Annotated in this window: 7 protein-coding genes; 2 read left to right on the forward strand and 5 right to left on the reverse strand. The window is 44.1% G+C overall.

The features are described 5' to 3' along the window. Window positions 1-2: 2 nt before the first annotated feature. From ACO08K_RS25220 to ACO08K_RS25235, 4 genes are all read right to left on the reverse strand, one after another. Window positions 3-1,085, reverse strand: a complete 1,083-nt coding sequence (locus ACO08K_RS25220; protein WP_421799256.1) for an alpha/beta hydrolase — start codon at window positions 1,083-1,085, stop codon at window positions 3-5. An 80-nt stretch (window positions 1,086-1,165) separates the two neighbouring features. Next, the gene (locus ACO08K_RS25225; RefSeq protein ID WP_421799257.1) at window positions 1,166-3,460 is read right to left on the reverse strand and encodes a hypothetical protein; all 2,295 of its coding nucleotides are present in this window, start codon (window positions 3,458-3,460) and stop codon (window positions 1,166-1,168) included. A 177-nt stretch (window positions 3,461-3,637) separates the two neighbouring features. After that, entirely contained in the window at window positions 3,638-5,824 is a 2,187-nt protein-coding gene (locus ACO08K_RS25230; protein ID WP_421799258.1) for an ATP-binding protein, read from the reverse strand. A gap of 70 nt (window positions 5,825-5,894) precedes the next feature. Next, window positions 5,895-6,383 (reverse strand): hydrolase, encoded by a 489-nt coding sequence (locus ACO08K_RS25235; protein ID WP_421799259.1) that lies wholly within the window; start codon window positions 6,381-6,383, stop codon window positions 5,895-5,897. Window positions 6,384-6,629: 246 nt separating this feature from the next. Between ACO08K_RS25235 and ACO08K_RS25240 the strand changes: the two genes are divergently transcribed. Together ACO08K_RS25240 and ACO08K_RS25245 are read left to right on the forward strand one after the other, a co-directional pair. Beyond that, a complete protein-coding gene (locus ACO08K_RS25240; RefSeq protein ID WP_421799260.1) occupies window positions 6,630-8,456 on the forward strand; it encodes a M20/M25/M40 family metallo-hydrolase in 1,827 nt (608 codons plus the stop codon). A gap of 76 nt (window positions 8,457-8,532) precedes the next feature. After that, complete coding sequence (locus ACO08K_RS25245; RefSeq protein WP_421799261.1) at window positions 8,533-9,942, forward strand: purine-cytosine permease family protein; 1,410 nt, start codon at window positions 8,533-8,535, stop codon at window positions 9,940-9,942. 157 nt (window positions 9,943-10,099) lie between these two features. On the opposite strand, the gene ACO08K_RS25250 is transcribed toward ACO08K_RS25245, so the two are convergent. Further along, window positions 10,100-13,798, reverse strand: a complete 3,699-nt coding sequence (locus ACO08K_RS25250) for a hypothetical protein (RefSeq protein ID WP_421799263.1) — start codon at window positions 13,796-13,798, stop codon at window positions 10,100-10,102. Window positions 13,799-13,858 lie beyond the last annotated feature (60 nt).

A 13,858-nucleotide genomic window follows, 5' to 3' on the forward strand; every position in this document is an offset into this window, starting at 1 on the left:
GTTTAATTTCCCATCATTTCTGAACAATACTTTAGCGATAGTTCCAGGCGTTCAAACATCTTGTTGAAGTGCCCACCTTTGAACGTATAATATTGATGCGGTACATTGTGATTGATCAGACCATCGTGGAATTTTGCCGGAAGATCTTTCCATGGGTCATCCAAAGCAGCATCGATGTATAAACCGTTTAAAGTACGCAAGTGAGCAGCATGGCTGTCGAGTAAAGTATAAGGATCATGAGCCAACCATTTGTTGAATATGTCTTGCCGGCTAGCCCCAGAAGGGTAGTCCACGGGGATATCGACATACCAAGGTGGGTTATTCATATTTGGCGACCAGGCTGCGGCCATCCCATAAGTTACAGCCGTTAGTGAATATCCAGGAATAGGTCCATTGAACCCATTCGGGTTTTCCAACAGGAGAAAGGGGTTTCCTTCTTTCAGCCCATCCAACCACAATATACCTACATGGGCTGCCACAGTACCAAAGGTTTCGGAGCGCATCAGGCCCATCCGAACTGCGCCGTACCCGCCCTGCGAATGCCCAATCACCGAGCGCCCGTGTCGGTTGGCGATGGTTTTGTAATGGCCGTCCATGTAATCCACAAGATCTTCTGCGATAAAGTCCTCATAGTTGCCTTGTAACACCGAGTTGGTATAAAAACAAAAACCGTATTTGGTTTTGGCATCTGGCATCGCAACCAACAAGGGGGCGATGGCCTTGGCAGTGATAAGACTATCGAGCCAGGCTTTAAAACCTTGCTTGGGAAAATCCGGCTTTTCGTACATAGTTGCCCACCGGTTGGGGTCTACATAGGAACTGTCTCCGAATGGCATTCCGTGCAGCAAGTAAACGACTGGATAGGTTTTAGTTCCTTTGGGATCGTAGCCGGGAGGGGTATAAATCAATACCTTACGTTCGGCGGGGTCACCAAAAAAGTTACCCACCAGGGCAGAACTGGTAAATTTTATTTCTTCCAGTTTACTGGGGTAATTGACGCCAGGGGTATCATCATCGTCCTTTTTGCAAGCCGTAAAAGCAAAAAAGACGCCCAAAGCCAGGGTAAGCAAGTTTTGCAATTTCATGATCATTTAGTTTTAGTGGTGAATTTTTACATTTTAAAGAGGCTTAATTCATTTAAAGGGATTTAAATTTCCACCTGGTTTTATTGGAGAAATACCGATTCCAGTTGTACTACCTTATAACGAAATTCCCTCTTTCCTTTTGGCGCATCATAAGCCATAAATATGGCCTCTGGTTTGCCATCCAAATCAATATCATAAATTGCCAAATCAGCACCTTCCCCAACATCACCTACCCCTGTAGTTGTATAATATGCAGGCAGTGGCCATTTAGTTGTAACCCCATTTTGATCTACATCCCAGCCAATTTTATACCGGAAATTGTTGTCTCCATTTGGTGAATCATAAGCCATAAATATCAATTCTGGCAGTCCATTTTTATCTAAATCTTCAAAAGCAAGTCCAGCACCTTCCCCAAGGTCTCCCACTCCCGGTATAAAGACCGGATTTGACCAAATACTTGTCTTACCCTGAGTATCAATATTTTTCCCTACCTTGTACCGAAACTGATTACCACCCACTGCCCCGTCGTAGGCCATGAGCACTATATCAAGTTTTTTGTTTTTGTCTAAATCATAGAGTGCAATTCCTGCTCCGTCACCTACAGCTCCCAGCCCTTCAACATGCACTATTTCGCCCCATTGAGTAGCGATACCTGCATAATTCAGGTTTTTCCCTACCCTATAACAAAACTCATTTCTCCCTGCTTTATCAGCATAGGCCATGAGGATCAGGTCTGGTTGATTGTTATTGTCAATATCTCCAATAGCTAAACCAGCTCCCTCTGCCATACCTACTCCATCAATTGCATACACTGGACTCCATGATTTTGGTTGCCCTTTTGCATCTACGTCAAAGCCAACTTTGTATTTAAATTGACCGGGCACTTGAGAAGCCTCATACGCCATTACTATTAAATCAGGATATATGTTTCCGTTCAAATTTGCAAAGGCAACTCCCGCCCCTTGTCCAAGGTCTCCTACCCCCGGGGTTGAAATGTAAGATTTGATTGGGGCGCTGACTCCGCTGATTTTTATTTTCATATTTGGACTGGAAGGCGGAATCGAGCTTATTTCAAAAGGAGCATTCGTTCCATCAGCCCATTGAAGGTTTACCTGTCCAGGCGTGTTATTTAGAGGAGAAATATCGTAACCAGTTGTTTTATTTGTTCCGTCCCATAATTCCCAGTGGATTGGAGGGCCGTATATCGGCCGGATCATTCTAATGCTTCTTCTTCCCCAATTGTTATATTCCATTTTCACCCAATCATTTGGATTTACACCTAATGGGCAGGGCAGGTTGTTAAAAATAGCAGGATTTTCAATGATATGCCAAATAGCTATACCGAAGAAAGGCTGGAGTTTATTATATGATGTACCTTTCCAGCGATTTTCTATGATAAAATATTCATCGGATCCTCTTTTTGGATCATACAAAATAAGCGCTTCAAAGCTGGTCGCTATGTCTTTAACCTCATACCAACCATCACTTTTAACTACTTTAGGATTTAACCAACCTAGTTTTAATTTATGAAAAGGATCTAAATGGGAGGTCGCTTGATCCATCAGAGAATAAGGACCGGCTGCATAAGGTTGGACGAAATTAAAATACATATCGTCCGCATTAAAGATCAGATGCGCTAATTCGTGCGCAGCCGTTCCCAGACTAATTGGGTTACCAATATAGGCTTCTGATAGGGCATGGATTTGAACTCCATCCACGGTAAGATAGGCTTCATCCGGAATTTGTCTTCCCACTACAACAGGAAAACTACGCTTTGTTCCAAAGGGGCCGTTCTGAGGTATTATGATAATGATTGCCAACTCGTTAGGAGAAAGCACCCCATCTTTATTGAGGTCATAAGCTTTGAAGTTAAATTCATTGTCTGCCATTCTAACAGCTTCCATATATTTATTCCGGTGACCATGAATAAATCCTTCTGCATCTAGGTAATACTTGGCATACTTTTGTCCGTATTTGCCGTTGACATCGACCCAAAGATGCTGATCACCCGCTGCCAAATTATTCGGGTCATAATTTCCTTGTCTCCAATAATATTGCCAGGGTTGTTTGGCTTGATACCACCCTAAAACAGCGGCTTTTCTGATGGTAAATTTATTTCCTGAATTTTCAGAATAATAACTACTTACGCTTGATGAAGGTCCAAAAAGTAATTTTTCAATACTATTCTTATCTGGTACAAATTCTCCGGGGCGCTCAGGGTTCCACAAAATAGCTAGAACATTATTACTCCCCACTGTTTTAGTCAGTCCAAAAGCTGGCTTGGTAAAATCCGGAACTAATCCCGATTGTGCCATGGGTTTACTGCTCCACAACAGGAGCAATATTAATAACGTAAAAAGACTAAACGTTTTCATAAAAAAAGTTTTGAATGAAAATTATAGGTGTATTGAGTCAGGCCAGTTCAAAGAAGTTTTGAACGTCCTGATTCTACGCGTTACGCTTATCCGCTTTGGGTAAGCGCAACTTTTGTCAAAGCCTAAAATTGTATTCAAAATTTTTAAGTTATTTTGCCTGGCGTCCCAAATGCTTTTCTAATCGTCCCAAAGCGTTTTTTTGCCTCTGATTTTACCTGGAGGCGTTCCCCAAGCTTCAGAAAATACCCTACTGAAATGAGAGAGATTTTTAAACCCTACTTCAAAAGCGACATCTGTTACAGTCAGTTTGGTGGTTGTCAACAATTCTTTTGCCTTGTAAAGGCGGATTTCTTGTAAAAATTGGTGTACGGTTGTATTGGTTAGTGCCTGAAATTTTCGGTACAACTGCGAACGGCTCATGCCCAAGGTCCGGCACAGTTGTTCCACCCCAAATTCCTCCTCAGCAAGATGGGCTTCCAGCGCATGGCGTACTTTTTGCAAAAAAGCATGTTCCTGTTTTCGCTCTTCTACAGGCCGTTCTGCATCCTCGTGGCCAAAATTCTTGAAATGCTCCTGTAAGGCTTTTCTCAACTCGATCAATTTTCGCACGTGTACAAGCAGCTCTTCCCGATCAAAAGGTTTGGCCAGGTAAACATCGGCGCCCCGCTCCAGGCCTTCGAGCTTGGATGGCATATCCGCTTTAGCTGTCAATAAGATAATGGGAATATGACTGGTTCGAATGTCCTTTTTCAAGCGAGAGCACAATTCAAATCCGTCCATTTCGGGCATCATTACATCGCTGATGATCAGGTCAGGTACTTGCTCCAGGGCCAATTTCCAGCCCGCAGCTCCATCGTAAGCCACTGCAATATGATGATAAGGCGAAAGCAGCCCTTGCAAGTATCGCACTGCATCCGGATTATCTTCTACCAGGAGCAACTTGAGGCTTTTGCCCTCCTCCGGTTCATGAATATTGCCTGTTTGGCTGAGGAAGTAGTGATCCGTCCCACTGGTTGGCAACTTATTCTGTATTTCCGTATGACGGGCTGTAGACAGGTGGGTTATCGGCAAGATTAGCGTAAAAATTGAGCCCTCCCCTACTTTGCTTTCCAGGCGGATCCTACCACCCATTAACTGTGCCATTTCCTTGCTAAGTGCAAGACCAAGGCCAGTACCTGCTGTTGCCGGAGTAGAATGGCTTTCCACCTGAAAATAACGATCAAAGACCCGGTTTAGTAAGTGGGGGGGAATTCCAATGCCAGTATCCCGCACGCTAAGCAATAATACTTCTGACCCATTGCTCCCTTCAACATTCAATTGAATTTCAATTTTGCCCCCTTCCGGGGTAAATTTAATGGCGTTGGAAAGCAGATTGGAAAAAATATTGCTGATTTTTTCCGGATCTAAATCCATGTCAAATTGCGGTCGAACCGATTTAAAAATCAACTCAATCTGTTTTTGCGTTGCTATTAAATGGAAGGATTCGCTGAGGTGGCGAATGTAAGCAACAATGTCATCATGGACCATGGTAATCGGCATTGCCCGGGCCTCCAGTTTCGACAAATCAAGCATCTGATTGACCAGGGCCAATAGCCGAATGCCGTTACTTTTGATCAATCGGGTACCTTCTTCCAGCCACTGTTCCGGCTCCCGTTTCACCTGATCGGCCATCCCCAGAATGATTGAGAGAGGAGTCCGGAATTCGTGGGTGATATTGGTGTAAAATCTGGTTTTCAGGTCATCAAGTTCCTTCATCCTACCGACTTCCGCAGCTTTCATTTTTTGCAACTGTGCGGTGAAATAGTTCAGGGCAAAAAAGACAAAGAAGGTGCCGAAAACAAATTTTGTAATGTAAGTTTCAATAAAAAAAAGATCGGGTGCCTTGTATCCTGGCCAGATGTAAGGCTGAGCCAAAGTGCCGCCGATCACAGCAATGATGTACAAGGCAAAAACCGCGATGGCACGTTTTTTATTAGGGAAAATGATGGCCTGAATGGGGCCTACAAGGCCTACATACACCACTCCTGCAGAATAAATCAGTCCTCCTGTAAGTATGGTTTTCACCGAGGTAACTGCTACCACAAGCAGCTGAAAAACCAGACCATAGGTTTCAATGTTTTTCCGGTAGAAATGAAAAATCACCAACAATAATGAACTAAACACCACAACAATGCCACTCAAAATCACCACATCCTTTTCTCCTTCGAAAAAACCAAAAATTACTTCAACACTAGGAAAAAGCACAAAACTAGCTACAAAAATCCACCAAATCTTTTTGAGTAAAACCGTATCTTCAGTATCTCCTGGTAGGTACACCAGTTGGTACAAAACATGTTTGAACCACTTTTGTAGAAGTAGCCTCATGATTTTAAGCCCTTTTTGAACTCCCGAAATTCCAATCCTAACCATTGAAAAAACCTCATCCTACTGCATTTTAAACCTGCGCAAACAACACCATGTAGTTTTTCCCGTATTTTTTGGCGCATTGTGGGCAATAAGCGTAGTGGATGTAGTAGTCCTTGGCTTTTTTGCCCTCCTCAGCTAAGCGTTTTTCCATGGTTTTGATGTGCTGCGGTTCTGAACCATACGGTCCATCAAATACACCAGCTACAAAAGTGCCTGAAAGGCTGGTGTTTTCAGCTCCTTCCACATCTTTACTTACTGAATAAAAGATTTCCGATTGAAAGGCTGAAGGGTCGTGAAACAGTACCAAAGCATCTGACCGTTCAGGGATATTGGCGTTTGCTTTGTCGGCCAAATCACCCAATTTTTTCATCCTTCTTCCAATCGTACCAGGGAGTGGAATGTGTAAAAAAGTAGGAACTGTTGCTTTAATGAAAGTTTTATGGTCCCATTTAAAGGTTTTATTGTCCCACTTGGTGACTTCAAATTTGGGGCAACATATTTCGGATTGAGTTGTCATAGTTGTATCGGTTTTAATGGGTTATTCTTTGAAAAAAAAGGATACACCAACTTGCACCATAATTTCGCCGAATGCAGCGAGAATAGCCTTAAAAAAAGTCAATATGGAGGGTAATAGTGGTCATAGGTTTATTCCAATAAATATTGCCAGCAAGCGACCAATAGCCCAGCGATTTGCATTGGTGCACATACCTTTTCAGGGTGTTTAAGCGTATAAATGAAACGAATCTAGCCAAAACACCTTTACATGCAACACCACAAAATCACCCTCTTCTTGTTCCTGTTTGTTTTCCAACAAATTGCCGCCCAAACCGAAACCGCCATCCTCTCCGCCATCCGCCAGGAATCCGCCCGCAATTCGCAGGTCATGCACACCCTGAGCCAATTGTCTGACGTACACGGACCCCGGCTGATGGGAACACCCAACTATTACAAAGCCGCCCTCTGGACCCAACAGCAGCTAAAATCCTGGGGCATTACCAAGATTGATTTACAATCCTTCGACCGAGGGCATCGCGGTTGGGCGGTACAGCATTTTCAGGTGGAAATGACTGCGCCTCAATACAGCCATATCCCGGCTTATCCCCTCGCCTACACTTCTTCCACGGATGGAATCAAAGAAGGCGAAGTCATTTACCTCCCAAGCCTGGATTCCGTCTATGGACTCAGCGGCAAATTGCAGGGCAAAATCCTGATGCTGGGCTCCTATTACCAGCCAGTCAGCAATGTCTACCATCCTTTTGCGCAACGCTTATCCCCCAACATTTTGCAACAAGCCGAACAAAACCCCGACCCCAACGACCTGATCATCGGCTACCACAGTCGCCGCTCCACCCCTCAGGTGTTTCAATTGCAAAACCTGATCCGCAAGCGCCGGGAGCAATTTTTGAATTTTTGCAAAAACCAAAAGGTACTGGCACTACTCGAACCCAGCGATTTTCCTTACGGCATCCTGCACGCCGACGGCAATCGGGCCATTCCTTCCTACATCCGTGTGGGCGACATCCAGCCCATTGCTTCCTTTGTCATTGCCAATGAGCATTTCGGGCGTTTGCTGCGCCTGATCAAAATGGGGATCAAACCCAGACTAAAGGTCGAGCTCAAGGCCCAATTTTACCAGGAGCCCAAATACAATGTCAACGTCATTGCTGAAATAGAAGGCAGCGACCCGCTGCTCAAGGATGAATTGGTGATCATCGGGGCCCACCTCGACAGCTGGCACTCTGGAACGGGTGCAGTCGACAATGCCTCGGGTTGTGCGGTCATGTTGGAAGCCTTGCGGCTCTTAAAAGCTAGTGGAGCAAAGCCCAAACGAACCATACGCCTGGCTTTATGGGGTGGCGAGGAGCAAATTTTTGCTGGTTCAGCCGCTTATGTAGAACAAAAAGTGGGCGACCTCAACACGGCCAGCCCGCAAAAAGAACAAGCCAAAATTTCGGCCTATTTCAACCTGGACAATGGCGCGGGAAAAATCCGGGGCATTTACCTTATGGCCAACCCGGAGCTCAAACCCATTTTTGCCAGCATGCTCCGTGCTTTTGCACCCGACACCATTTTGACCCTACAAAACGCCAATCAAACGGATCATGAGTTGTTTGATTTTCAAAACATTCCCGCCTTTCAGTTCATTCAGGACCCGCTCGACTACATGAGCGCTGTGCACCATACCAATTTGGACCTATACGAGTACGTCCCAGCCAAAGACCAACAGACCAATGCCGAATTGGTGGCGTACCTGGCCTATCAGGTGGCCCAGCGGGCAGATCTTTTGCCCCGCAAAAAGTTCAACTCGCCTATCCCCAGCCTTGTGGGCAATGCCCATTTTCAGGTTAAAGGTTTTTTACAGGCCCAGCAAGTCAGTTTGGTCAGCGATTTCAACAACTGGAACATGTTCGGCACCCCCCTGGCCAAAACCGCAGATGGTTGGGAATGCCGCCTGGAGCTTCCACCCGGCAAATACCTCTACAAGTTCATCGTGGACGGAGATTGGACGGCTGACCCCAGTACGCCCAGTGATAAACTGGTCCGGGACGGAAAAGGGCATGCTGGTTTGACGGAATTTTGGGTAAAATAACCCTATCAAGCAGAAGGGTACAGGAAACTTCCCACCAAATTATTCCTACTTTTAAGCCGAACAAAACAAAAAACCTATGTCAGAAGTCCAAATGGAGCAAACAATCGTCGCTCAAAGCGAAGAATTTGAACGCGAGCCAGTGCCCCAATCAAAATGGAAAAGTTGGAAAAGCTTTTTGGGGATGTACGCCGGTGAGCACGTAGCGGGTACCGAATTCATCATTGGCCCATTGTTTCTCACCACCGGGGTTAGCGCTTTCGACCTCATTGTCGGGCTATTGATAGGCAATCTCATGGCCGTTTTGTGCTGGCGTTTTTTGACCGCTGAAATCGCGGTCAAACATCGTTTGACGCTTTATTATCACCTGGAAAAAATTTGCGGCAAAAATCTGGTCAAGTTCTACAATGTAGCCAATGGAGTCCTGTTTTGTTTTTTGGCGGGTTCCATGATCACCGTTTCCACCACAGCAGTAGGGATTCCTTTTGACCTTCCCATGCCCGCCCTCAATGATACGATGCCCAATGGAATTACCTGGGTTGTCATTGTGCTGATCACTGGAGCCCTGACCTCCGTTATTGCAGCACGGGGGTATGATTCGGTGGCCAAAGCTGCTAACTGGATGGTTCCTTTCATTCTGTTTGCTTTTGTTGCAGCAGCAGTAGTAGCATTGGGGCAACTGGGGGTAAAAAATTTCGGTGACTTTTGGAACATCTGGGGCGAAGGCTCTGAACCTTTCCCCGGTAAAATCAAGTATACATTCTGGCACGTAGTGCTATGGTCCTGGTTTTGCAATGCGGCCATGCACATTGGCATGTCTGACCTCTCGGTGTTGCGCTATGCCCGCAAGGCCAGCGCGGGTTGGACAACCGCGGCGGGCATGTTTGTCGGGCATTACATGGCCTGGATTGCCGCAGCTTTGCTGTATGCGGTGTACCTGAAAAGTGCTGAAGCACAGGAGATGTTGGCTCAAGGCATTGCACCTCCGGTCGCTCCCGGCCCACTGGCCTATGGGGCCATCGGCTATTTGGGCATTCTGGCCGTTATTTTGGCTAGTTGGACCACTGCCAATCCTACGATTTATCGGGCAGGCCTGGCTTTTCAGGCTATCTTCCCAAAATCTTCTACTTTCTGGATGACCATGCTGGCCGGAGGTATCGCCACCATTGCAGGGATTTTCCCAGCTTTTGCCATGAAATTGCTTGATTTTGTAGCCCTATATGGGTTCATTTTAGCACCAATTGGCGCCATCATCGTTTTTGAACATTTCTTTGGCGACAAATATGGCATCATCAGCAATTACGCCGAAAAAGCGGGGATTTCCTTTAACGTGATCGTGCTCTTATCCTGGATTTTGAGCGCAGGTCTTTGTTATGTGTTGTCGGTATCCCAGGGCATCTTTTTGTCGTTTTTGACGCTGCCAGCCTGGTTGGGTTGTGGGGTGCTGTATTTGGTGTTGAGTAAGTGGTGGCAGAAGAAGGTGGCTTAACATAAGATTTTTTAGCTCTGGTGAGCATAAGATTTCCTCCTTATTTGGAACCTCCCGAAAGTTTTAAACTTTCGGGAGGTGTGTTTTTGGGATAGTGGCGCCGTATGGTAACTTAGGTAAGCTTTGCACGAGCTGAAAATTTCCGTGCAATAACTCATTATTTTAACTGCCCAAGCAATAAGCCAGGAGTATAACGCAGGTCGTTTTTTGGGTTTACTGTTCGTGAGCTCAGGTTGGGGATATTTACATCGTACAAATATTTTAAAGCGCTGGGATGACCATCGTAACGCCCATCTACCGAGACAAAGACCCAATAGGGGGTATGAGATGGATTGTTGTAAAAATAAAGATTTCCAAGTTTTTGGCCTTTTTCTAGGTTCCACAATTGAAAGGGCTCGTCTGGAGATTGGATAATTCCAAATTTGTCTAAAAAAGGTATAGCTCTGATTGAAATAAACGGGTAATAGTTCTTTACTTCTTTCAGAACTCTACCATTTTGATAATCTACCATTTTTAAAGATGAATGCCATTTTACGAGTAAATAATTATCCCTTCGGGAAAAGCTCAGTTCAGTTCCGATCACCCCCGACAAAACATGTATAGCTTGTTTTTCAAGGTCATAAACATGGACAAAATCCTTGTCCCGAAGCCTCAAAGCCAGCCACCGGCCATTGTTTGAAATGACAAACGATTGCAATTCGTATTTCTCCCACAGGCAGACTTTAGCAATTAATTTCTCCGTTTTAACGGAATAAACCATTAATGTATCATCCTCAAAAGGTGCATTGTATGCGAGGTAGCTTCCATTCGCAGAAAATGTCACATTTTTAAGGCCTTGATCGGGCAGCTTCCATACAAATTCGGGGTTAGGGAGATTCTTTTTACCGTGTCCAGGTAAATCCCCATCAAAGTAACCAACAAAAGTAAGTTGGTTGTTTTCCCTGCTCAGGTGCCCATAGGTATCATAACCTGCTGTATTGGTAATTGTTTGATGATTTCTTAAGTTTATTCCTAACAGTTTTAATCCCTTATTAAATTTGGCATTGTAATAAAGTACATCACCCAAAAGACTAATTTGTCGTAGCTCCACCGCCGAATCCCCAACGGAAAAAACAAGATTCTTTTCCAAGTCCATCCCCTTAATGCCGTTGTTGGTGCCCATAATTAGGTATCTACCACTGCCCGAAATGCCGTACAAGGGGTTTATCTTTCCTATTGAATCCACGTTTTTACCTTGCTGCTGATCGTAGGTCAATAATTTATCACCATAAGGTTCTACCTTAAAATACATGATCTGGTCAGGTTTTGACTCATTGAAGTAGGCATCCAATCCAGGTCTTTTTTTAAGGCTTAGTTCCTGATGATTGGGCTCCTTAGCAGCATAGTCTAAACTAAAAATGTGTGTTAAAGAATAAGCCAGGAGCTGAGCCCTTTGGGGATGAAAATGCAATCGTTCGATTGCTCCCTTAGACCCGCGATTTGCCACAAAAGTTGGCTTGAAGGTCTTTAAATCTACCAGGTACACATTGTTATTCGCATCGGCAAAAGCCAAACCAACATTGTCTTGTTTTATTGCAATGGCGAGAATGGGTGCAGAAGTAATTTTTAGTTGATTCAAAATATTGGCTTGTTCAATTCCACAGATCAAAATACTGCCCCGAGAGCTTCCCACAAAGAAAGAGCGACCATCGGCGCTCAAGGCTAATGTAGTGATAAAATGCCCTTCCAAGACCAGTTTTCGAGCTGTTTGGGAAGTGCTTAGATCATAGATCCAGATTTCATTTGCCTTCACAGCCTGGATCAAATAACGATTATTGGCAGTCAACAAGGGAATAATTTTCTTGTAATTGTCAGAGCCACAAGACTTGATCAATCTACCAGTTGCCCGTTCAATAATTTTGCAGCCCGTTTCTGTGACCAAAACAATTAATTTTTCATCCTTTGAAAAAAACGCCTTTTTTACATAAAGTCCTTTCCAAGTAAGTGAAATTTTGGGGCCAACATCTGGCTTATTCAGGAGAGGCTCTTGCAAGTTTAATTCCCAATATGCATTTATAACGGCAAAATCCCCTGGCGTTTCAGTCGAATCCACGCTTGCTGTTACAGGTGTTTTTTTCGGTACAATTCCATTTAGTAAGGCAGGGATCGTGCTTTTTTGAGTAAATCCATTTGCTGCTACTGGGCTGATCTTGCCCTCTTTATCAAGGTAATGCAAATAATGAATTGCATCAGGTGAAGCTTCTACTGCCCCATTCTGGCTTTTAGATAGCCACTTATCTGCTTCACCCAGGTAGATTTGTTTTTCAAGTTGCCCCGTCAATCCATTGATCAAATAAATCACCCCACTGGCTGCGGCAGCTATGATCTTTTTTTGGCTGGGAAAATAATGAGCATCGATGCCTCGGTTCACCAATACCTTGTAAAAAACCATTGCCCCAGAAAAATCATAAGTAATCAGTGCCCGACCAGATAAAGTGTAAATCAACTGATCCGCTATGGAAACTCCGATTACTCGACCAAAATTGAGCTGGGGCTTAAACCTGAATACTTCGCTGTTTTTTTCTATGTCCCAAATAACGACCTGCTGGGTTTCAGAGTCGTCAACCAAAACCCTGGTATTGTCTGGAAAAAAATGGAGGTACAATCGGCCTGGGTCTTTACAGGTATAAGGGATTTTTAGTTTTAGTTCCCCTGATTTTAAAAAGTGTACATTAATACCTGTAGCATCAATTAATGCCAGTAATTGATCAGCTTCGTCGATGTAGAAATGATAAAATTTATACTTCGTGTTAATACTGTACCATTCTCTCATGTTTTGAGCATCCCAATAGATAAAGCGCTCAGCTCCGGGAGTAATTAGAGCCAGGTTTCGCCCAAATTGGGTGGCTTGAACTTCTTTTGCATAAGTTATCGCAGGGGGTAATGGGTAAGAAAGCTGATCCAAAACACTGACATAAGCCCCATGTGTATAGTCAACACTCAGCACTTTGTGTCCTCTTTTATTTCCTTCCGGATTCACTCCTTCAATAGAAGAAAAATGTGCCATCCCAGAGCTCAAATCTACCTGTTTTAAGTAAGCCCGATCTGAAGGGTGTTGTTTGTTTGGATGCACAAAAAAAACCGCACCGCTGGGCATTACATATGGCTGAGTATATGAATCAATATTGGCAAAAAAATCAGAACAAGTGTGCACTATGGTTTCGAGTTCCCAGTCCCAAAGCCAAATTTTTTGTCCGTCGGAAAGCAGCAACAAGTTTCCCTTTTCATTAAAATCAATTAAACTAATCTCTTTGGTAGGGAAATCTCCAAATTTGAGCAGTTTAGGTCCTTCGGTCGACCAAAGTTCTACTCTGCCATCATAGGACCAGGGCTTAGCATAGTATTTGGAATGGTTTTTAATTTTATTTTCCTCCTGCAAGATACTTTCGTTAGATGCTGAAGGAGTATCATCATCCAAAGTCGATAGGTATTCTCGTTCAGCTATGCTTGGGTCTACCGTAAGCTTGCCGGTAGCTAAATTGATCCAGCATTGCTGATCACCATAGCTGTAGGTCAAAATGTGGGCTTCTTTGGTTGTTGAAAAACGTGTACTAACGCTAATTGTAGAATCTTCAACTGTATACAATTCTTTACCACTTGCCACATCCCAAATTTTAAGGATTGCATACTCATCCTGGCTGATAAAATACTTATCCTGATTGACAAATTGGAGCCTTTCGATTGGCCGCTGATGGCCAATATTCAGTACTATTTCTCTCGTGCTGGAATGAGCGTTTTGTGCAGGCAAAATGAAGGGGGAATAAAAAATGCTGAGGTAGAGCAGCAACCCGAATAAATTGAGCGTTTTGAGATGCATAAAGAGGTATTAGAATGTACGCTTCAAAAATACAACAAGGTATTTAACTAAGAAAGCCCC

It is taken from the genome of Haliscomenobacter sp. (assembly GCF_965225875.1).
In the GTDB taxonomy this organism is placed as follows: Bacteria; Bacteroidota; Bacteroidia; order Chitinophagales; family Saprospiraceae; genus Haliscomenobacter.

Excerpts from the sequence above, each read along its gene's own strand:
- ACO08K_RS25235 (WP_421799259.1), bottom strand. The coding sequence starts at position 6,383 with ATGACAACTCAATCCGAAATATGTTGCCCCAAATTTGAAGTCACCAAG.
- ACO08K_RS25245 (WP_421799261.1), top strand. The coding sequence starts at position 8,533 with ATGTCAGAAGTCCAAATGGAGCAAACAATCGTCGCTCAAAGCGAAGAA.
- ACO08K_RS25250 (WP_421799263.1), bottom strand. The coding sequence starts at position 13,798 with ATGCATCTCAAAACGCTCAATTTATTCGGGTTGCTGCTCTACCTCAGC.
- ACO08K_RS25225 (WP_421799257.1), bottom strand. The coding sequence starts at position 3,460 with ATGAAAACGTTTAGTCTTTTTACGTTATTAATATTGCTCCTGTTGTGG.
- ACO08K_RS25230 (WP_421799258.1), bottom strand. The coding sequence starts at position 5,824 with ATGAGGCTACTTCTACAAAAGTGGTTCAAACATGTTTTGTACCAACTG.
- ACO08K_RS25220 (WP_421799256.1), bottom strand. The coding sequence starts at position 1,085 with ATGAAATTGCAAAACTTGCTTACCCTGGCTTTGGGCGTCTTTTTTGCT.
- ACO08K_RS25240 (WP_421799260.1), top strand. The coding sequence starts at position 6,630 with ATGCAACACCACAAAATCACCCTCTTCTTGTTCCTGTTTGTTTTCCAA.